The following is a 19,042-nucleotide window of genomic DNA, read 5'->3' on the forward strand; positions in this document are numbered from 1 at the left end:
GCGCGCACAGCGGTCGGGTTTAAGCGCCTGCTGACACAAACAACGTGCAGGCGCCTTCTTCCGCCGCCGACACATTGCGGCGGAAGCCCGAGAACAGATCCCGCCCGACACCCGCGTGGTAGTGCGCCAGCTCGGGCGTGCTGACTTTGCGGGCATTCCATTCCGCCTCCGGCACGCGCACCGACAGCGTGCCGGCCTCAGCATCGAGCACCACGACATCGCCATCGCGCACGCGCGCCAGCGGCCCGCCGTGGAGCGCTTCCGGCGTGACGTGGATGGCCGCCGGCACCTTGCCGGATGCGCCCGACATGCGGCCGTCCGTCACCAGCGCCACCTTGAAGCCGCGCTCCTGCAATACCGACAACGTAGGCGTGAGCTTGTGCAGCTCCGGCATGCCGTTGGCCGCCGGGCCCTGATAGGGCAGCACGGCCACGAAGTCACGCTCCAGTTCGCCGGCCTTGAAGGCGTGGATCAGATCATCCTGCGCAAGGAACACACGCGCCGGTGCCTCGACAAAACGATGCTCCGGCTTGACCGCCGATACCTTGATGACCGAACGCCCGAGGTTGCCGTCCAGCACGCGCAGGCCGCCGTCCGGCGAGAACGGCTCGGCCACGCCGCGCACGATGCTGGTATCGAGCGAAGCCGCCGCGCCATCGCGCCAGACCAACTTGCCGTCTTCCAGGAAAGGTTCCTGCGCATGGCGGCGCAGCCCCTTACCCATGACGGTGGTCACGTCGTCATGCAGCAGCCCGGCATCGAGCAGCTCGCGAATGACGATCGACAAACCGCCCGCTGCCTGGAACTCGTTCACGTCGGCTTTGCCGTTCGGGTACACGCGCGCCAGCAGCGGAATCACGCCCGACAGGTCGTTGAAGTCGTCCCACGTGAGCAGGATGCCCGCCGCGCGTGCCATGGCAACCAGGTGCAGCGTATGGTTGGTCGAGCCCCCTGTGGCCAGCAGGCCGACGATGCCGTTGACGAAGGCGCGCTCGTCCAGCACGTCGGCAATCGGTGTGAATTGTTCGCCGCCGTAGACGAGCTTGAGCACCTGGCGGGCGGATTCGCGCGTGAGCGCCTCGCGCATCGGCGTGTTCGGGTTGATGAAGGCGGTGCCCGGCAGGTGCAGGCCCATGATCTCCATCAGCATCTGGTTTGAGTTGGCCGTGCCGTAGAACGTGCAGGTGCCGGCGCCGTGATACGACTTGGATTCGGCTTCCAGCAGGTCAGCGCGCGAGAGCTTGCCCTCGGCGTAGAGTTGGCGCGTGCGGGCCTTCTCGTCATTGCTCATGCCGGTGGTCATCGGGCCGCCGGGCACGAACACGGCCGGCAGGTGCCCGAACGACAGCGCGCCGATCACCAGCCCCGGCACGATCTTGTCGCACACGCCCAGGTACAGCGCCGCGTCGAACATCTGGTGCGACAGCGCCACGGCGGTAGACAGCGCAATCGTGTCGCGCGAAAAAAGGGACAATTCCATGCCGTCCTGCCCCTGCGTCACGCCATCGCACATGGCTGGCACGCCGCCGGCAAACTGCGCGGTGCCACCGGCTTCCAGCGCGGTTTCCTTGATCCACGCCGGAAACGCTTCCAGCGGCTGGTGCGCCGAGAGCATGTCGTTATACGCCGAGACGATGCCGATGTTCGGCCGCTCCAGCGCCTTCAGGCGAATCTTCGCCTCGCCCGGCATGGCCGCAAAGCCGTGGGCGAGGTTCGTGCACGACAGCAGCGAGCGCTCGACCTTGCGGCCCGCGTTCTTGCGGGTGACGTCCAGATAGGCCTGGCGGGGGCCGCGGCTGCGATCGATGATGCGTTGGGTGACGTCGGCCAATGCGTGGTGCAGGCGATGCTGTGCCATGCGGATTCTCCAGAGTGGGGTCCGAGGTGAGGACGGAACGCTGTAATTTTCCTACAAACGGGCCGGTCGTGGGTCAGGGTTTTCCACAGGGCCGACCCCGTCACAGACGGTGAGCACGCGATTTGCGTGCCTGAAGGTGAGCCAACGGCCTGGATAAGCACCAAATTACCGTCAGAAGATCACTGCTTTGGCAGTTTCACGAATGCCTTGCTCGTGATGTAGTAATACTACAAAATGAGACTAAAGAGCAGGTTGTCTTGCTAGTCAGCTAGGCTAGCCTAATCGATGGCTCACACACAGGAGATGACGATGTCGGTGCCCGCATTCGACATGGTGTTGTTTGGCGGTACGGGCGATCTTGCCCGCCGCAAGCTGATCCCGGCCTTGTTCGATGCGCACCAGGGCGGTGATCTGCATCAGCGCGGGCGGATCTTTGCCATCGGCACCCAGCCGCTGGAAACCTCGGGTTACCTCGCTATGCTGGAACGCGACGTACGGCCAACCATGCGGCTGTATTCCGGCGCGCCGGTGTCCGACGACGCCTGGGCATCGTTCGCGCGGCGCATCGTTTATCAGCAGGTTGACGCCCGCAAGCCGGAACACTTCGATGGCTTGGCCGCCTCGCTGGGTGAGGATCGCGCGCCCATCACAGTGTGCTATCTCGCCACCGCTCCGGGCATCTTCGTGAACATCTGCGCGCAGCTTGCGCGCGTCGGCCTGAACACGTCCAACGTGCGGCTGGTGCTGGAAAAGCCGCTGGGCACCGACCTCGCGTCGAACGAGGGCATCAATTCCGCCGTGGCCGAGTTCTTTGCCGAAGAGCAGATCTATCGGATTGACCACTACCTCGGGAAAGAGTCGGTGCAGAACCTGATGGCGATCCGCTTCGGCAACGCGCTGTTCGAGCCGCTGTGGCGCCGCGAGTGGATCAAGGACGTGCAGATCACCATCGCCGAGCAGCTTGGCGTGGAAAAGCGCGGTGACTTCTACGACGGCGTCGGCGCGCTGCGCGACATGGTGCAGAACCACTTGCTGCAACTGCTGTGCATCGTGGCCATGGAGCCGCCGTCGAGTCTGTCGCAGGACGCCATCCGTGACGAGAAGCTGAAGATCCTGAAAGCGCTCAAGCCGATCCCGCTGCAGGAGGTGCCCGAGAAGACCGTGCGCGGCCAGTACCTGGAAGGCGCCATCGCTGGGCAGCCGGTGCAGGGTTATCTGCACGAGCAGGGCATTCCGGCGGACAGTCGCACCGAAACGTTTGTAGCCATCAAGGCCGAGATTGCCAACTGGCGCTGGGCCGGCGTGCCGTTCTACCTGCGCACCGGCAAGCGCATGCCGCAGCGTCTGGCGGAGATCGTGGTGCGCTTTCATGACGTGCCGCACGCACTGTTTCCCAAGCCACTGATCCAGTTTCCGGAAAACCGGCTGGTGATTCGCCTGCAGCCGGAAGAAAGCATCCGCCTGCAGTTCCTGACCAAGACGCCGGGCGCGGCGCTGGGTCTGCAACCGTCCACGCTGGACCTGGACTTTACCGACCACGGCGGCGTGCGCCACGCCGGCGCGTATGAGCGTCTGCTGATGGACGCCGTCAACGGCAAGCTGGGCCTGTTCGTGCGCCGCGACGAGCAAGCCGAGGCATGGCGCTGGGTCGAGCCCATCATCGAAGCATGGAACGAAGCCCGCACGCCGCCCAAGGGCTACACGGCCGGTAGCTGGGGCCCCGCCGCATCGAGCGCACTGCTCTCGCGCGATGGCGCGGCGTGGCACGAGGAGATGTGATGGCAATGTGTTGGCACGCCGCCCCGGATGCCGCCGCACAGGTTCAGGCGCTGGCCGAGTCCATCGCCGGCACGCTCACGCACGTGATCAACGAGCAGGGCAGCGCGTGCCTGGCCGTATCGGGTGGGCGTTCACCTATCGCGCTGTTTGCCGCATTGCGCGTACTGCCGCTGCGCTGGGCCAATGTGTCGATCACGCTGGTCGACGAGCGCGCCGTGCCGCCCGAGCATGCCGATAGCAATGCGCGTCTTGTGCGCGAGCATTTGCTGCAGGACGCTGCCGCCGAAGCGCGCTTCTTCCCGCTGGTGTTGCCGCCGCATGTGCATGGCAGTTCCGTGGACGTGGATGCCTGCGTGGCCACCGCCAACGATCCATTCCAGCAGCCGGATGTAGTCATCCTCGGTATGGGGGACGATGGGCATACGGCATCGCTGTTTCCCGACGCGGCTGAGCTCGATGCCGGCATCGACCGCACGCAAGCGCCGGGCTATCTGCCGGTGCGTCCAGGCACGGCGCCGCATCGACGCATCAGCTTGAACCTGTCCGCGCTGTGCGCGGCGCGGCGGCTTTTCCTGTCGATCACGGGGCCGGTCAAGCGCTCGGTGTTCGACAAGGCGGAGCAAGGCGGGGCGCAGCGCGCGCTGCCGGTGAGTTACGTCATTCATCAGCGGGAGGTGCCGCTCGATGTCTATTGGACTGCATGAGGTGAGCGCGGGCACCGCGGCCGATGTGACGGCCTACCCGCGCCTGGTGGCCGACGTGGGGGGCACCAATGTGCGATTCGCGCTGGAGATGGCGCCCATGCGCCTGGCCCACATCGGCGTGCTGGCCGGCGACGACTACCCTTCGCTCGAAGCGGCAATGCGCGCGTATCTGGCCGCGTTGCCGCCCGAGATTTTGGCGGCCGGCGTACGCCACGCGGCCATCGGCATCGCCAACCCGGTGCTGGGCGACCAGATCCGCATGACCAACCGCGATTGGGCGTTCTCCATCGAGGCGATGCGGCGGTCGTTGGGCTTCGACACCTTCGTCGTGCTCAATGACTTTGCCGCGCTGGCGCATGCGCTGCCCTATCTGCCCGCGGACGAACTGGAACAGGTGGGCGGTGGCGCCAGCCTGGCCGATGCGCCACGCGCGCTGCTCGGCGCAGGCACGGGACTGGGCGTGGCTTCGCTGCTGCCGACGCCGGATGGCCGCTTCATCGCCGTGGCGGGCGAGGGCGGCCACGTCGCCTTTCCGCCCATGAACGATGAAGAGGTTGCCATCTGGGAGTTCGCGCGTGCGCGTTTCGGCCATGTGTCGGCCGAGCGCCTGATCTCGGGCATGGGGCTGGAGCTGATTTACGAAGCGCTGGGCGCGTGCTTCGACCTGTGGCAGCAGGGCCCCGCCGTGCGCCGCGCCGCCGACATCACCGCCATCGCACTCGGCGAGATGGAAGACAACCTGGGCGATCACGCGCGCTGTCGCTATGCGGTCGATACGTTCTGCGCTTTCCTCGGCACCATCGCGGCCAATCTGGCGGTGACGTTGGGGGCGCGCGGCGGCGTGTACATCGGCGGTGGCATCGTGCCGCGCCTCGGGTCCACGTTCGCCAACTCGCCGTTCCGCCGGCGCTTTGAAGACAAGGGCCGATTCTCGGCTTACGTGGCGGCCATGCCGGTGTACGTGATCCACTCGCCGTACCCTGCGCTCGTCGGCCTGTGCGCCGCGATGGATCACGCAGTGGCGCAGGGGCATTGACTGCGCGCTTTACGCGCGCACGCTATTCGGGCTGGTCGGTTCGCCCGATGGCGCTGCCCTTGCGCAGCGCCACTTCCAGCACCAGCGCATCGAGCAACGCCAGGTGCAGCAACCGCGCCACCATGGAGCGGTCGGCCACGGCATCGTCCACATCGGCCGGCAGCACCACGTCGGCCAGCTTGGCCAGTGCGCTGCCGGGTGCGGTCACGGCAATGACGCGCACGCCCAGCTCGCGCACGCGCTCCACCGCCGTCTGCAGTTCGGGCAGCGCGCCCGATTTGGAAATGGCGATCACCACGTCGCCTGCCTGCAGCACGTTCAACGACATCGAAACGAGATACGGATCGCTGTACGCATTGGCGGGAATGCCGTAGCGGAAGAACTTGGTCTGCGCGTCCGCCGCCACCACGCCGGAGCTGCCGAAACCGTACAGGTCGATGCGGTGTGCGGCATCCACCAGCGCCACAGCGGCTTCGAGCGCGCGTGGGTCGAGCCGGTCCCGCAGCGTGGCGAGCGCGTCGATGGTGTTCTGCAGCACGCGCGTGCCCGAAGGTGCTGCGGTGCGTGCGGGTACCGCACCGCGTGCGCCATCCTGCGCGACATTGCCTTGCGCCAGCCGCAGCTTGAAATCCGACAGGCCATGGCAGCCCATCGATCGGCAGAAGCGGATCACGGTTGGCTGGCTGACGCCCGCTTCGCGTGCGATGGCCGCCACCGGCAGGCTCAGCACGGTGCCGGGCTGGCGCAGCACCCAGTCGGCCACCTGCCGCTCGGCCGGAGAGAGCGATGGGCGTGCCGCGCGGATGCGCTCGCGCAGGTCGGTCGAGGCATCGGCGGGGGCAGAGAAAGTGGCCTGCGGTGTGGGTGTCTGGGCGCTCATCTGCGCGCGGGTGTCGGGTGGCTGATCGCGTCACGATAAAGGCTCGCGAGGCCCCGCGCAACCGCCTCTGCCGAAGTCTGGCGGTGCCATCGGTTGCGGCTAGCGCAAGCCCAGCGAATTGCCGGTCGTGCTGAGCGCAGCCTTTGTGGTTGCCCGCCTTGCGCAAACTCGGATGACATGCCCTAGGCACAGCCGACCCCGGCTGCAACTGTACGTTTTTGCACTGTTGCAGGGGCAGCGTCGTGGATACGTTGAACGACGCCCCCGGCGCCACAAGCGTCGTGGTTTCACAACGTCGTACTCCTTAAAGGGACATCCGATGCTTCGTACTGCCACCCCCATGCAGCACCTTTCTACGTTGAGCCGTCACCTGGCCCGCGCATGGCCGCTGGTGCTGGCGGCCGGGTCCGTGCATGCCGCCACCGACTGGGTCGACACCCACACCAAGGCTTTCGTCACCGGCCCACAGCTCATGGCGCGTGGCGCCGCCAACGAGCTTGCGCCTGGCCAGACCACCGACGTGCTGCTCAGCCTCAAGCCGCGTAACGAGGCCAAGCTCAAGGCGCTCGCGCACGACGTCAACGACCCGCGCAGCCCGCACTATCGCAAGTACCTTACGAACGAGCAGTTCCTGGCCGAGCACGCGCCCACCCAGGCCCAGGTCGATGCCGTGGTGAGCTACCTGCGCCAGAACGGCTTTATCGACATCGACGTTGCGCCCAACCGCTTGCTGGTGTCGGCACGCGGCACGGCGGGCACGGTCAAGACCGCCTTCAACACGCCGCTGGTGCACTACCAGTTTGCCGGCCGCACTGGCTTTGCCAACAGTGCCCGTGCCCAGGTGCCGCGCGCGTTGGGTGGGACTGTCGGGTCAGTGCTGGGCTTGCAGAACGTGACGCGCGCCCGTCCGCTGCTGCACGTGGGGGATGTGGTCGAGGCTCGCACGCTGGCCGACGGTACGGCCACCGGCCACTATCCGTCGGAATTCCCGGCGCTGTACGGCGCGACCGGCGTGCCCAAGGCCACCGGCACCACCGTCGGCATCATCACCATCGGCGGCGTGTCGCAAACGCTGCGCGACCTGCGCACCTTCACCAACAGCAACGGCTATGCCACCGTTGCCACGCAAGCCATCAAGACCAACGGCACCAGCGGCAACTACACCGACGACCAGGAGGGCCAGGGCGAGTGGAACCTCGACAGCCAGTCCATCGTGGGCGCCGCTGGCGGCGCGGTCGGCAAGCTGGCCTTCTACATGGCCGACTTGAACGCGCCGGGCAATACGGGCCTGACCAAGGCCTTCAACAAGGCCGTGACGGACAACACCGCCAAGGTCATCAACGTGTCGCTCGGCTGGTGCGAGAACGACGCCAATGCCGACGGCACGCTCGACGCGGAAGAGGCCATCTTCACCACGGCCGCCGCGCAGGGGCAGACCTTCTCGGTCTCGTCGGGCGATGAGGGCGTCTACGAGTGCAACAACCGCGGCTATCCGGACGGCGGCAACTACAGCGTGTCGTGGCCGGCATCGTCACCGCACGTGCTGGCCATTGGCGGCACGACGCTCTACACCAGCGGTTCGAGCTTTGCCAGCGAGACCGTGTGGAACGAAGGTCTGGACGGCAACGGCAAGCTGTGGTCGACTGGCGGCGGCGTCAGCCAGATCCTGCCAGCGCCTGCCTGGCAAGGCGGCAATGCACGCCTGCTGCCTGACGTGTCGTTCGACGCGGCGCAAAGCACCGGTGCCTACATCTATAACTACGGGCAACTGCAGCAGATTGGTGGCACCAGCCTCTCGTCGCCAATCTTTGTCGGCTTCTGGGCGCGCATCCTGACGGCTAACGGCAGCAATCTGGGCTTCCCGGCGCAACGGCTGTACAACGCGATTCCGGCCAACGTTTCGCTGCTGCAATACGATGTGGTGTCGGGCAATAACGGTTACCAGGGCTATGGCTACAACGCCGCTCAGGGCTGGGATTATCCGACCGGTTGGGGCAGCCTGAACATCGGCGCGTTGAACCAGCTCATCAAGTCAGGCGGGTTCTGATCGTTATGCGAGTGTTGTTGGCAGGCGGCCGGCAAGGGGCGGCCGCTAGCGTCCAGACGATTCACCCAGGTGGCGCTTGAGCTTGCCGAGCAGGTTGGCAAGCTGGCCCTGTTCTTCACCGCTCAGGCCGTCGAACAGGGCGATGACCCACTGCTCGTGAAGCGCCGCCATCTCCGCAAACTGAGCCTTGCCCTTGTCCGTCAGGCAGACGGTGTAGGCCCGCCGGTCGCGGGGGGCGTCACGGCGCTCGATCAGGCCTTCTTCGACCAGGCGATCGGTGATGCCGGTCACATTGCCGCCGGACACCATCAGCAGCCGCGACAGGTCGCGCATCTTCAGCCCTTCCGGATGGCGTTCGAGTTGCGCCATCAGGTCGAAGCGCGGCAGGGTGGTCTCGAAGCGGGTGCGTAGCTGGTTGCGCAACTGCGTTTCGACCAGGCTGTGGCAGGTCAGCAGCCGCAGCCACAGGCGCAGCGCTGCGTGGTTGCCGGCGGATGCGCCTTCCTGCTCTGGGCGAACGGTGCCGCTGTGCGGCGATGCCGCCTTGCGTTTGCCCGGGGTGCGTGGAGGGTTCATGGGTTCTGCCACTGTGTGCGTGCGGGCCGGCACCGTCTTACGCCCGACAGACATCGATCAATTCCAGCGACGCCTCGAACAGCGGCGACTGCGGTTGCGCGAAGGCTTCGCACAGGCTCAGGTGATCGTCCTCCGGCAGGTCGATCGCGCCGCGCCAGCCATCGGGCCAGGCATCGGCAAGCAGTTTCAGTTGACGCTTGAACTCGCTGCTTTCCCGTCCGCCCACGGCGCCGATCAGCGGCGTATTTGCTACCGGCGTCTGGTGGATCGGGCTCAAGGTTGCGATGCGTTCCGGCGTGAAATGCAGATCGTTGTGCAAGACCGGCACCTGTGCCAGCGGGGCAAGATCGATTAGTGGCGACAATGCGATGCCGCCGGCCAACAGCCGTGCCGGCAGGCCAGTATCCAACGCGGGCCAGTCGGTCGCAATGACCATGCAGGTCAGGTGCCCGCCCGCCGAGTGGCCCGACACGACGATGCGGCGGCGGTCGATGCCATACGTGTCAGCTTGTTGATGCAGCCACGCGATGGCCCTGCGCGTCTGGTCGACGATGGTCTCGAGTGTCGTGGCTGGCGCCAGGCCGTAGTTGACGATCGCCACCGACACGCCGCGCTGCACGTATGCGGGCGCGACCCAGGTGAAGTCGTCCTTGTGCAGGCGCCGCCAGAAGCCGCCGTGCAGGAAGACCAGCAAGGGCGCCTTGTGCGGGGCCGGCGCGGCGCAGAAGAGGTCGAGCTGTTCCGCTTCTCCCGGCCCGTAGACGAGGTTGTAGTGACCGGGCAGCTTGTTGGACCCGTCGCGCAGCGTGCGCGAGCGCTCGCTCCACGACGACAGGGTCGACGCAAAGGCTGGCACGAAGGCCGAGACATCGTATTCGCGCGCCAGGTCCACCACTGGCGCATGCATCGGTTCAGACGCCAAGATAGCGCTCCCACAGGTCGGGCTGCGCAGCCAGCCGGGCATTGTCACCCGTCCACGGCACGTGGCCTTTTTCAATGAAGATGTGGTGATCAGCCACGCGCTGAATTTCCTTCAGGTATTTGTCGATCACCAGGATGGTCTGACCGGCGGTCTTGAGGCGGGCCAGCACGTTCCAGATTTCGCGGCGGATCAGTGGCGAGATGCCCTCGGTCGCCTCGTCCAGGATCAGCAGATGCGGATTGGTCATCAGCGCGCGGCCGATCGCCAGCATCTGCTGCTCGCCGCCGGATAACTCGTTGCCCATGTTGTCGCTGCGCTCTTTCAGGCGCGGAAACAGGGCGTGGATGCGGTCGAGGTCCCACGGGTCTGCGCTGCCGCTGCGGTTGCCGGCAAACGCAGCAAGGTTTTCGCGCACGGTCAGGTTCGGAAAGATCTGCCGGCCTTCGGGCACCAGCGCAATGCCCATCTGCGCGATGCGTTCGGTGGAGCGGCCGTTGATGCGCTCGCCACGAAAGCGGATCTCGCCACGCCAGGTCGGCAGCAGGTTGAACAGCACCTTGAGCGTGGTGGTCTTGCCCATGCCGTTGCGGCCGAGCAGGGTGGTCACCTGGCCGGCACGCAACTCGAAATCCATGCCGAACAGCACCTGGCTTTGGCCGTAGCCGGATTCCACGTGTTCAAACGAAAGCAGGGCGCTCATCTCAGATCACCATCTCGTTGGTGGCCCAGGCTTCGTCGCCGTCGTCGCTTTCGTCACCGAGGTAGGCCTGGATGACGGCGGGGTTGGCGCGGATGTCCGCCGGCGCGCCCGCGGCAATGACGTGGCCGGCTACGAGGACCGAGATCCGGTCGGCCAGGCGAAACACCGCATCCATGTCGTGCTCGACCAGCACGATGGTGTACGTGCCGCGCAATGCCTGGATCAGGTCGGCCATGCGCTGCGACTCCTCCGGGTCGGTGCCGGCCATCGGCTCGTCCAGCAGCAGCACGGCGGGCTTGCAGGCCAGCGCCATGGCCAGTTCCAGCGCGCGTTGCTTGCCGTGCGAGAGCGTGCCGACGACGCGGTTCAGCCCATCGCTCAGGCCGACGACGTGGGCGATCTCCTGCGCGGCGGCGTCCAGCTCGGATTCGCCGGCCACCACGCCCAGCACATCGAAGGAGTGCCCGGTGCGCGCCTGCGCGGCAAGCGCGAGGTTCTCACGCACCGTCAGGCGGGCAAACAGCGTTGTAATCTGGTACGAGCGCGCGATGCCCGCCGCCACACGCTGATGCACGCGCTGGCGCGTGATGTCGTTGCCGCGAAACAGGATGCGGCCGCCGTCGGGCGCCAGTTCCCCAGAAAGTTGTGCCAGCAGCGTCGTCTTGCCGGCGCCGTTCGGTCCGATCAGCGCATGGACCTCGCCGGCGGCAATTTCCAGGTTGCAGTCGTTGGTGGCGGCCAGCCCGCCAAAGCGCTTGAACAGATGGTCGACCTGCAGGATCGGGTTCATGGTTGGGCTCATTGCGCACCTCCGGCATCTCCACGGCGCAGTGCGGTGGCCACCCGGCCGCGCAGGCTCATTACGCCGTTGGGCGCCACCATTACGATCAACAGCAGCAGCGCGCCGAGCACGAGATTCCAGTGTTCGGTGCGCGAGGAGATGACCTCCTCCAGCAGCAGGAAGATCGACGCGCCGGCAATGCCGCCCCAGAAGTAGCCCGAGCCGCCCAGGATTACCATGACCATCAGCAAGCCTGACTGGTGCCACGTGAGCGTATGCGGCGTGACGCCCATGCTCAGGTTGGCCAGCAGCGCACCGGCCAGCCCCGCCAGCCCACCCGACAAGGTGAAGGCCATCAGCTTGAGCCGGTAGACGGGGTAGCCGATGGCCGCCATGCGCCGCTCGTTCTCGCGGATGGCAACCAGCGCGCGGCCGAAGCGCGAGGCAACCAGGCGGTAGAGCAGGGCGAAGGCCAAGCCCGCAATGAAGAGCACGAAGTAGTAGAAGGCCACGTCGTCGCCCAGCGACAGGCCGGGCAAGCTCAGGCGGGCGGTCAACTGCAGGCCGTCGTCACCGCCCAGCACCGGCAGCGACACCGCCAGCAGGTACAGCAACTGCGCAAAGGCCAGCGTGATCATGATGAAGTAGACACCGCTGGTGCGCAGGCTGGCCGCCCCGATCAGGAAGGCCGCCAGCGCCGCCACTGCCACGCCGGCCGGCACCGCCAGCCAGGCCGCCTGCACGCCCTGGTTCATCAGAAAGGACACGGTGTAGGCGCCGGTGCCGAGGAATGCCGCATGCCCGAGGCTGATCATGCCGCCATACCCAAGCGCCAGATTGAGCGCACTGGCGGCCAGCGCCAGGATCAGGATGCGCGCGCCCAGCGAGATGTAGAAATCCGCGCCGATGCCGTGCATCAGCAGCGGGTACAGTGCCAGGACGACCACCACGGCCAGCGCAGTCCAGCCACCGGGCAGGCCGGCCGTCAACGGTGTATCGACGGGCCGCAGGTTCAGCAGAGACGGTTGTTGCGACATGCCCTTACCCCCGCGCCGGAAAGAGGCCCTTGGGCCGGAAGAACAGGATGCCGACCATCAGCAGGCTGACCAGCATGGAGGCCAGCGTGGCGCCCAGCGTGGCCGCCTCCGACACGGCAAGTGCCTTGAGCAGCGTGGTCATCACCAGCCGGCCCAGCGTGTCGATCATGCCCACCAGCAGGGCGCCCACCAGTGCGCCGCGCATCGACCCGATGCCGCCGATCACGATCACCTCGAAGGCCGGGATCAGGATCGATTCACCCATGCCGATCGACACCGACAGCAGCGGTCCGAGCAGCGCCCCCGCCAGCGCGCACAACGCCGCGCCCAGCGCAAAGACAAACGTGAACAGCGGCTGGATGCGGATGCCCATGGTGGCCGCCATGGTCGGGTTGGAGGCGCCCGCCCGGATCCACATGCCGAGCCGCGTCTTGTTGACCAGCACGTAAAGCCCCACCGCCACCGCTACGCCCACGGCAATGATCACCAGCCGATAGAGCGGGTACTGCAGATCGTCGCCCAGCAGATTGACCGAGCCCGACAGGCTGTCCGGCATGCCGATCATCAGCGGCTGCGCGCCGAAGAGGATCTTCGTGGCCTCATTGGCAATCAGGATCAGCGCGAACGTGGCGAGCACTTGCGACAGATGCGGCATGCGCTGCAGCCGCTGGTAGAGCACCTTCTCCAGCACCGCGCCCAACAGCGCCGTCGCCACGATCGCCAGCAGCAGCGCACCGAAGAAGTTGTGCACGAGTTGGTAGAACGCCGCCGCCAGGAAGGCGCCAATCATGTACAGCGAGCCGTGGGCCAGGTTGATGAGGTCCATGATGCCGAACACGAGCGTCAGCCCGGCCGCCAGCAGGAAGAGCATCAGCCCGTACTGCAGCCCGTTGAGGAATTGTTCAAGGATCAGTGCCAGCATGACGAAACCGCAGGGAAGCGCAGAGGCGTGAAGCCATCCGGAAGGGCCGCCCCGCGTGGTGCGAAGCGGCGTTGGCAAAGAACGGTTCTGTGCCCGCCTACTGCATCTTGCAGTCGCCCACGTAAGCGTCGGCCAGCTTGTCGGCAACCTTGCCGATGACCTTGTTGCTGACACTGCCGTCGGCGTTCTTCACGACCTCGCGCAGGTAGTAGGCCTGTTCAGGGTAGTGATTGGGGCCGAAGCGGTATGCGCCGCGCGTGGTTGGCGCCTTCACGGTTTCCAGGGCTTTGCGCAATGCAGCCTTGTTGTCGAGCTTGCCGCCCACCTGCTTGACGGCCGCGTCGATCAGCAAGGCTGCGTCATAGCCCTGCGATGCATACAGCGTCGGCAGGCGGCCGTATTCCTTCTGGAAGTCGGCAACGAACTGCTTGTTGGTGGGGTTGTCCATCTCGCGATACCAGTGCGAGGTGTTGTAGATGCCCTCCATGGCCGGCCCCACGGCCTTCACGACATCCTCGTCGGCGGAGAAGCCGGGCGCGTACAGTGGCGTCTTCTTGAGCAGGCCGGACTGCGCATATTGCTTGATGAAGTTCACGCCCATCGCGCCGGGCAGGAATACGTACAGCGCATCGGCATTGGCCGCGCGGATCTGCGCGATCTCAGCGGCGTAGTCGAGCTGGCCCAGCTTGGTCATGATCTCGTCGGCCACCGCGCCCTTGTAGTAATGCTTCACGCCCGCCAGCGCGTCCTTGCCGCCCGGGTAGTTGGGCGCCAGCAGCACGGCCTTCTTGATGCCCTTGTCCTGCATGTACTTGCCCATTGCCTCGTGCAGGTTGTCGTTCTGCCACGCCACGTTGAAGAAGTACGGATTGCACTGCGCACCCGCGTACTGGCTCGGCCCCGCGTTGGCCGAGACGTAGAAAGTCTGCGCGTTGAAGAACGCCGGCCCCACCGCCAGCATGATGTTGGAGAAGACGATGCCGGTGCCGATGTCGACCTTATCCTTCTTGATGAAGCGCTCGGCAATCTGCTTGCCTGTCTCGGGGTTTTGCGCGTCGTCGGCGATCAGCACGTCGGCGGGCAGGCCGCCCAGTTTCTTGTCGAGCCGCTTGAGCGCCAGGTTGAAGCCATCTCGGATGTCGATGCCCAGGCTCGCGCCAGGGCCCGACAGCGTGGTCATCATGCCGACCTTGATGCTGTCGGCGGCCATGGCGCCCGCGGCCAGTGTGGACAGCGCCGTGGCAAGAACGAGTGGCTTGAACATGGGGTCTCCTCGGTGTTGGGGTGGATGCTGCTCGGGGTGCGGCAGAGGTGCGGCTCTTGCGTGCGCCGCGAGATGAAGCAGGGGCGGCTGGCCGCATGCCCTCCGCCTGGTGTGCGGGTCTGGGCGACGCGTCCGGGTACGGCCGCGTCAGGCTACGCAGGGCCCGGCAATGTGGCGCCGACTGCGAATGGTTTGAGTATGATTAATTTAGGTATGAACTATTTGAGGTGTCAATGGCGGCCGACTTGGGGTTTTCACGGCCCCGGCCGATGTGCGATGACAGGCCTGCACGCCCTGCCACCCATGCGCTAGGTGGCCGCAAGAGCGCATGGCGATTGGGTTTGCACGGGAGGCGAATGCTGTTGCTGCGACACGGCAAACGCTCCGTGGTCTGGGTGTGCGCAGCGTGTCTCTTTCGGATGAACGGGTAAACCAGAGGGGGCGGGCTTTCATCGGGCAATCCTGATGACGGTCTTACAATGAGTCTCCCCCGGCTCATTCTTTTCTGTCATGCGCGTACTGCTCGTGGAGCAGTGTTCCGCATTTCTCTATCCATATTGCCACTGCTTGCTCCGCGCGCGGTATTGCATGCGAAGCCTTATGCTGCTTGCATTTCTAGGATATTTGACCTGCCTCTTTGTTGCCGTCTACACCCGCCAGCACTCGCCTACACTTGGCGTATCGGCGTAGGTTTTTCGCTTATCATTGTGCTTTTCCTACGCCGCCTCTTTTGGCGTGCCTAGAGGCACAACCCACGCTGAAAAACCTACGTAATGCTCTTCGATGCGCGCGCTGCAAAACTGCTGAAGCCCGGCGAACACCTGACCGTTGACGGGCATCCCGGCCTGCGACTTGAGTGCGGCGCCACTCGGCGCACTTGGACCTACCGTTTCAAGTCGCCTATCGATAGCCGAATGCGACAAATCAAAATCGGCGCGTGGCCAGCCATGTCGGTAGCAGCGGCGATTGTCGAGTGGGAAAAGCTACGCCAGGCGCGCGACGCTGGCCGTGATGTCGCTATTGAAAAGCGAGCCATGCGCGCGGCTGTCGGCGGGAGGGGTGTGGTCGGCGCAGAGCCATACACGGTGCGCGCGATGTGCGATGACTACGTGACGGGCCACATCGAGAGAAACCGCGCGTTGAAGGGCGCGCGCGAGATTCGCCGCATGTTCAAGACGATGCTGGACCCAATTGCAGATCTTTTGCCTGAACAGGTGACGCGCGCCGTGGCGTTCGATCTTCTCAATTCATACGCACATATCCCTGTGCAAGCGGGCAAACTGCGTAGAGAGCTTGGGGCCGCCTGGAGTTACGGTCACGACTCCGGCCGGCTGGGCGAGACTGTGCCGAACTGGTGGCGTGAAATCATGCGCGGCCGCTTGCGTAGCGTCGGCAAGTCGATTAACGGGAAGCCGATCGGCAAGGTGAAGCGGGTTCTATCGGATGCGGAGGCTGGCGAGCTGATTCGTTGGCTCCCAAATTTCTCGACGCTGATTGCCGATGTGTGTGCGCTTTATCTGTGGACTGGTGCGCGTGGCGGCGAAATTGTCGAGATGCGGGCGTCGGAAATTACCGAGGAGCCCGATGGGCTCTGGTGGACTGTGCCGCATGCCAAAACCAAGAATGCGAAGCGGGAAGGGGCGACGGATTTGCGCGTGCCCCTTGTTGACCGTGCTGAGGCTATCGTGCGCCGTCGCCTTGCCTTAGCGGATCGTGAGGGCTATCTGTTCCCCTCCAAAACAGGGGCCGTGGTTTCGCAGAAAACGGTCGGCAGACTGGTGTGGTACCACATGCCTTATTGCGAAGAGCGGCCGAACGCGCGTCGGCCGAGGTTACCGGTGACACAGTGGGCACCGCACGATCTGCGTAGAACAGCGAGGACGATGCTTGCTGCGCTGGGCTGCCCGATGGAGGTTGGTGAATCGATTCTTGGGCACATGCTGCCAGGTGTGGAAGGAATCTATAACCGCCACACCTACGACCGCGAGCGGCGCGAGTGGTTGGCGCGATTGGCCGAGCACCTGGAGCGGTGCGCGGCCATGCCAAAGTCCTAGGTGCGCCGGCCAGTGTTGGGCGGTGGTGGTAGATCCGAAATCGGCTGCGCTTCCGCCCATTCCTGTACTTCGCGTAACAGCCAAGCGACACGGCGGGCGGAGATTTTCCGCGGCTTTGGAAATGACTCCTCGCGAACTAGTTGCTGCACGCTCGTCTCGGATAATGAGACCGCTGCGGCGACCGACTGGAGATCGAGGTAGATAATCGGCTTCATCGCTTAATAGCTGCGTGGGGCGTTTTGTAGCCGTACCGGCGGCCACATCAAGGGGGAGGAATGCCGTTCTTTGAACGACACGAGGAGTGGGTTGCTGCGCTGCTCGCCGGGCTTGTGTCTGGCCTCGCGGTCGCTACCGTTTGGCACTTCGGTCCACAGAAGGATTTCTGGGATGTACTGACCGCTCTCGGGACGGTTGGCGCTGCGGTTGTCGCGCTCCTTCTCGCCAACAGAGATGCGCGCCGACGAAAGAAGGAGGGCTGGGAGCGCGCGGCTCTGGCGGCGGCATCGTTGTCGTTTAGGCTTTCGATTGTGGCAGTTGATGTTCGGGGGCTGCACACAAAAATGCGCGAAGCGAGTCAGATGGACTGCGCCCCGTCCGCGTTCGAGGAATGGCAAGAGCACCTGAGCGGTTTGATTACTTTCAGCATGGCAGAAATTGAGCCATTGATTCCGCTCGGCAACTGCGCATCCGCCATTGCTAGCGCGCAGGACCGCCTCGTTGTTGCGCGCAGGCTGCTGACGCATTATTCGTCCGGCGGGCTCGACATGTCGGAAACTAGAAAGACGCGTGCTATTACACTGGCCGCCATTACGGGTGAGGCATCTCGACTCATCGATACGGCTTGCAAAGAGTGCGATCAGGCCGCTCGCGGAGCCATCTGGGCCTGAGCTGCTTGCGCTATTCATCATTGTCTCCGGTCAGGTCTGCGCGCACTGCCACCGGCCGCATGCTTCCCGTCTTGAGGTTGACGAACGCCCCATGCCAGGTCAGGCGGCCGTGGCGGAAAAACTCCCACAGAATGGCCAGCGCCGGCGTGACGACGGATTGATTGACGAATAGCTCCTGGCGCGCGAGCGCCTCGGCCAGGCCGCACGACGGTGTGTCGTCTTCCGGCTCGCTGGTGTCGACGAGCTCGGGCAGCACGTCATACGGATACGGCAGCGGCACGCTGCCGACAGGATTGAATCGGGCGTTGTGAACCTCGTTGCCTTCCTCATCCTCGATTACAGTGCGCGGCGATTGGCCGAATAGCACCTGGCCGTCACTGGCGCGGTTGCCCAGGTCGAGCAGGTAGGTGTTCACGCGGCTAGTTAGGCCAGCGTCAATCGATTTGCGCGCCGCCTTGCTGTCAACGCAAACGATGAAAATGGCCGGCCGCGCTGCCGGGCGGGCGCCATTGCTGCGCTCGAACTTGCGCGGTTGCGCGCGCCAGTCGAGCCCAAAGAAATGGTTGATGCGCTGGGTGTGCACGCACGCCTTGAATTGGCCGACGTCGGCCGGGCTGAACAACTGCCGGCCGATATTCGCCTCGCTCACGATGTCGGGGTCGAACACCTCCACGTCGAGGCCCGGGTGGCCGAGTGCGCGGATGGCGTGGTCGAGCCTGGCTAGGCCTGTGAGCATTTGCGAGCCGTTGCCGCCGCAGCCGATCAGCACGATGGCAACGCGCTCGGACAGCATGCGCGGCGGGGTGATATGGACAGCCGTCGTCATGCGCCGTCTCCGATCACTGCCGATACGGGCACGTTGAGGGGGAGGAACATCCCGAGTGCGCACAGGCGGAATCGAATCGTTGGCGCTTTTCCGTCGGCCAAGTCGCCGACCACGCAGGAAATCTTCACCTCACCAGCATCGTCCTGGTTGTCGGTGTCGCTGAAAAAGGCTGCCGTTACGCCGTGGCTGTGCAGGTCGAGCACCAGCGATTCGTGCGCTTCCAGCACTGGTCGATCGTAGGAAACTGCGTCGGGTGAGGCATTGGTGATATTCAGTTCGCGATACTGCAGGTCTCCGGTGCGGCTGTCCCAGATCACCCACGCGGCATGCTCGTTGGGGGAGGCGGACTGTGCGGCTTCGATGAATTGGCGCACCAAGGGGAACGTGGTGCCGAGGCGTTCGAATGCCAGCTTCACCTTGGGCTGCACGGAGCCGTATGGCGGCCGGACGGTCTGCCCATTGAGTGGCGCAACAGGCTGAATGACATGCAGCCACGGGCGGCGGACTTCCACGAACAGGCCTTCGGCCGTGGCCAGGAACCGGTGGCCTACCTCTTCGAGCTCCTTGAAGGCGGCGAACTTCGGCACCGCCACCGTCGGCGCGCTGTCCCACAGTTTCGAGTCGAGCTCGTATTTCTCGTCGGCCTGGTCGGCGGCGATCGGATTGCGCAGCGCCTTGGTGACCTTGTCGGCGGCTGCCTTCGCGAAATCGTCCAGGGCGCCAGCAATGCGCATGAGGCCTTCCTGCGACGTGGCGTGGAATTGTTCGA

General features: G+C 65.1%; 18 protein-coding genes and 1 pseudogene. 6 read left to right on the top strand and 13 right to left on the bottom strand.

Features of this window, described 5'->3' with window-relative positions; genetic code table 11:
• Positions 1-19: 19 nt before the first annotated feature.
• Positions 20-1,858 (bottom strand): phosphogluconate dehydratase, encoded by a 1,839-nt coding sequence (gene edd, locus B4F51_RS20545; protein WP_296228533.1) that lies wholly within the window; start codon positions 1,856-1,858, stop codon positions 20-22.
• 309 nt (positions 1,859-2,167) lie between these two features.
• Here edd and zwf point away from each other — a divergent pair, with 309 nt between their 5' ends.
• Genes zwf through B4F51_RS20560 form a run of 3 tightly spaced genes read left to right on the top strand, consistent with a single transcriptional unit; the run spans position 2,168 to position 5,377 of the window.
• Positions 2,168-3,637 (top strand): glucose-6-phosphate dehydrogenase, encoded by a 1,470-nt coding sequence (gene zwf, locus B4F51_RS20550; protein WP_296228534.1) that lies wholly within the window; start codon positions 2,168-2,170, stop codon positions 3,635-3,637.
• A complete protein-coding gene (pgl, locus tag B4F51_RS20555; RefSeq protein ID WP_296228535.1) occupies positions 3,637-4,341 on the top strand; it encodes a 6-phosphogluconolactonase in 705 nt (234 codons plus the stop codon). The genes zwf and pgl overlap by 1 nt, the downstream gene beginning before the upstream one ends.
• Positions 4,322-5,377, top strand: coding sequence for a glucokinase (locus tag B4F51_RS20560; RefSeq protein WP_296228536.1), 1,056 nt, complete (start codon positions 4,322-4,324; stop codon positions 5,375-5,377). The genes pgl and B4F51_RS20560 overlap by 20 nt, the downstream gene beginning before the upstream one ends.
• 22 nt (positions 5,378-5,399) lie before the next feature.
• Here B4F51_RS20560 and B4F51_RS20565 read toward each other — a convergent pair whose 3' ends face one another.
• The gene (locus B4F51_RS20565) at positions 5,400-6,257 is read right to left on the bottom strand and encodes a MurR/RpiR family transcriptional regulator (protein WP_296228537.1); all 858 of its coding nucleotides are present in this window, start codon (positions 6,255-6,257) and stop codon (positions 5,400-5,402) included.
• A gap of 319 nt (positions 6,258-6,576) precedes the next feature.
• Between B4F51_RS20565 and B4F51_RS20570 the strand changes: the two genes are divergently transcribed.
• Positions 6,577-8,304, top strand: coding sequence for a S53 family peptidase (locus tag B4F51_RS20570; RefSeq protein WP_296228538.1), 1,728 nt, complete (start codon positions 6,577-6,579; stop codon positions 8,302-8,304).
• 45 nt (positions 8,305-8,349) lie between these two features.
• Here B4F51_RS20570 and B4F51_RS20575 read toward each other — a convergent pair whose 3' ends face one another.
• The 8 genes and pseudogenes from B4F51_RS20575 to B4F51_RS20605 form a co-directional block, all read right to left on the bottom strand.
• Positions 8,350-8,880 carry a MarR family winged helix-turn-helix transcriptional regulator gene (locus tag B4F51_RS20575; RefSeq protein ID WP_296228539.1) on the bottom strand — a complete coding sequence of 177 codons (531 nt, stop codon included), beginning with the start codon at positions 8,878-8,880 and terminating at the stop codon, positions 8,350-8,352.
• A 37-nt stretch (positions 8,881-8,917) separates the two neighbouring features.
• On the bottom strand, positions 8,918-9,802 hold the full coding sequence (locus tag B4F51_RS20580) for an alpha/beta hydrolase (protein ID WP_296228540.1): 885 nt from the start codon (positions 9,800-9,802) through the stop codon (positions 8,918-8,920).
• Positions 9,792-10,502 carry an ABC transporter ATP-binding protein gene (locus tag B4F51_RS20585; protein ID WP_296228541.1) on the bottom strand — a complete coding sequence of 237 codons (711 nt, stop codon included), beginning with the start codon at positions 10,500-10,502 and terminating at the stop codon, positions 9,792-9,794. The genes B4F51_RS20580 and B4F51_RS20585 overlap by 11 nt, the downstream gene beginning before the upstream one ends.
• Position 10,503: 1 nt before the next feature.
• Positions 10,504-10,770, bottom strand: coding sequence for a hypothetical protein (locus tag B4F51_RS24665; protein ID WP_414706803.1), 267 nt, complete (start codon positions 10,768-10,770; stop codon positions 10,504-10,506).
• A gap of 6 nt (positions 10,771-10,776) precedes the next feature.
• Positions 10,777-11,223 (bottom strand): annotated as a pseudogene (locus B4F51_RS24670) (ATP-binding cassette domain-containing protein); the annotation flags it as partial.
• A 77-nt stretch (positions 11,224-11,300) separates the two neighbouring features.
• On the bottom strand, positions 11,301-12,320 hold the full coding sequence (locus B4F51_RS20595; RefSeq protein ID WP_296228543.1) for a branched-chain amino acid ABC transporter permease: 1,020 nt from the start codon (positions 12,318-12,320) through the stop codon (positions 11,301-11,303).
• Positions 12,321-12,324: 4 nt separating this feature from the next.
• Positions 12,325-13,242: a branched-chain amino acid ABC transporter permease gene (locus B4F51_RS20600; protein WP_296228544.1), complete on the bottom strand. Its 918-nt coding sequence runs from the start codon at positions 13,240-13,242 to the stop codon at positions 12,325-12,327.
• Positions 13,243-13,339: 97 nt separating this feature from the next.
• Positions 13,340-14,506 carry an ABC transporter substrate-binding protein gene (locus tag B4F51_RS20605; protein WP_296228545.1) on the bottom strand — a complete coding sequence of 389 codons (1,167 nt, stop codon included), beginning with the start codon at positions 14,504-14,506 and terminating at the stop codon, positions 13,340-13,342.
• A 773-nt stretch (positions 14,507-15,279) separates the two neighbouring features.
• Between B4F51_RS20605 and B4F51_RS20610 the strand changes: the two genes are divergently transcribed.
• The gene (locus B4F51_RS20610) at positions 15,280-16,560 is read left to right on the top strand and encodes a tyrosine-type recombinase/integrase (protein WP_296228546.1); all 1,281 of its coding nucleotides are present in this window, start codon (positions 15,280-15,282) and stop codon (positions 16,558-16,560) included.
• On the opposite strand, the gene B4F51_RS20615 is transcribed toward B4F51_RS20610, so the two are convergent.
• Complete coding sequence (locus B4F51_RS20615; protein WP_296228547.1) at positions 16,557-16,775, bottom strand: helix-turn-helix transcriptional regulator; 219 nt, start codon at positions 16,773-16,775, stop codon at positions 16,557-16,559. The genes B4F51_RS20610 and B4F51_RS20615 overlap by 4 nt on opposite strands.
• Positions 16,776-16,835: 60 nt before the next feature.
• Here B4F51_RS20615 and B4F51_RS20620 point away from each other — a divergent pair, with 60 nt between their 5' ends.
• Positions 16,836-17,447: a hypothetical protein gene (locus B4F51_RS20620; protein ID WP_296228548.1), complete on the top strand. Its 612-nt coding sequence runs from the start codon at positions 16,836-16,838 to the stop codon at positions 17,445-17,447.
• A 10-nt stretch (positions 17,448-17,457) separates the two neighbouring features.
• Here B4F51_RS20620 and B4F51_RS20625 read toward each other — a convergent pair whose 3' ends face one another.
• Both B4F51_RS20625 and B4F51_RS20630 read right to left on the bottom strand, forming a co-directional pair.
• Positions 17,458-18,273, bottom strand: a complete 816-nt coding sequence (locus B4F51_RS20625) for a PRTRC system ThiF family protein (RefSeq protein WP_296228549.1) — start codon at positions 18,271-18,273, stop codon at positions 17,458-17,460.
• Positions 18,270-19,007 (bottom strand): PRTRC system protein A, encoded by a 738-nt coding sequence (locus B4F51_RS20630; RefSeq protein ID WP_296228550.1) that lies wholly within the window; start codon positions 19,005-19,007, stop codon positions 18,270-18,272. The genes B4F51_RS20625 and B4F51_RS20630 overlap by 4 nt, the downstream gene beginning before the upstream one ends.
• Positions 19,008-19,042: the final 35 nt, after the last annotated feature.

It is taken from the genome of Ralstonia sp. UBA689 (assembly GCF_002298975.1).
Taxonomy (GTDB): domain Bacteria; phylum Pseudomonadota; class Gammaproteobacteria; order Burkholderiales; family Burkholderiaceae; genus Ralstonia.

Excerpts from the sequence above, each read along its gene's own strand:
- edd (WP_296228533.1), bottom strand. The coding sequence starts at position 1,858 with ATGGCACAGCATCGCCTGCACCACGCATTGGCCGACGTCACCCAACGC.
- zwf (WP_296228534.1), top strand. The coding sequence starts at position 2,168 with ATGTCGGTGCCCGCATTCGACATGGTGTTGTTTGGCGGTACGGGCGAT.
- pgl (WP_296228535.1), top strand. The coding sequence starts at position 3,637 with ATGGCAATGTGTTGGCACGCCGCCCCGGATGCCGCCGCACAGGTTCAG.
- B4F51_RS20560 (WP_296228536.1), top strand. The coding sequence starts at position 4,322 with ATGTCTATTGGACTGCATGAGGTGAGCGCGGGCACCGCGGCCGATGTG.
- B4F51_RS20565 (WP_296228537.1), bottom strand. The coding sequence starts at position 6,257 with ATGAGCGCCCAGACACCCACACCGCAGGCCACTTTCTCTGCCCCCGCC.
- B4F51_RS20570 (WP_296228538.1), top strand. The coding sequence starts at position 6,577 with ATGCTTCGTACTGCCACCCCCATGCAGCACCTTTCTACGTTGAGCCGT.
- B4F51_RS20575 (WP_296228539.1), bottom strand. The coding sequence starts at position 8,880 with ATGAACCCTCCACGCACCCCGGGCAAACGCAAGGCGGCATCGCCGCAC.
- B4F51_RS20585 (WP_296228541.1), bottom strand. The coding sequence starts at position 10,502 with ATGAGCGCCCTGCTTTCGTTTGAACACGTGGAATCCGGCTACGGCCAA.
- B4F51_RS24665 (WP_414706803.1), bottom strand. The coding sequence starts at position 10,770 with ATGGCCGGCACCGACCCGGAGGAGTCGCAGCGCATGGCCGACCTGATC.
- B4F51_RS20595 (WP_296228543.1), bottom strand. The coding sequence starts at position 12,320 with ATGTCGCAACAACCGTCTCTGCTGAACCTGCGGCCCGTCGATACACCG.
- B4F51_RS20600 (WP_296228544.1), bottom strand. The coding sequence starts at position 13,242 with ATGCTGGCACTGATCCTTGAACAATTCCTCAACGGGCTGCAGTACGGG.
- B4F51_RS20605 (WP_296228545.1), bottom strand. The coding sequence starts at position 14,506 with ATGTTCAAGCCACTCGTTCTTGCCACGGCGCTGTCCACACTGGCCGCG.
- B4F51_RS20610 (WP_296228546.1), top strand. The coding sequence starts at position 15,280 with ATGCTCTTCGATGCGCGCGCTGCAAAACTGCTGAAGCCCGGCGAACAC.
- B4F51_RS20615 (WP_296228547.1), bottom strand. The coding sequence starts at position 16,775 with ATGAAGCCGATTATCTACCTCGATCTCCAGTCGGTCGCCGCAGCGGTC.
- B4F51_RS20620 (WP_296228548.1), top strand. The coding sequence starts at position 16,836 with ATGCCGTTCTTTGAACGACACGAGGAGTGGGTTGCTGCGCTGCTCGCC.
- B4F51_RS20625 (WP_296228549.1), bottom strand. The coding sequence starts at position 18,273 with ATGACGACGGCTGTCCATATCACCCCGCCGCGCATGCTGTCCGAGCGC.
- B4F51_RS20630 (WP_296228550.1), bottom strand. The coding sequence starts at position 19,007 with ATGCGCATTGCTGGCGCCCTGGACGATTTCGCGAAGGCAGCCGCCGAC.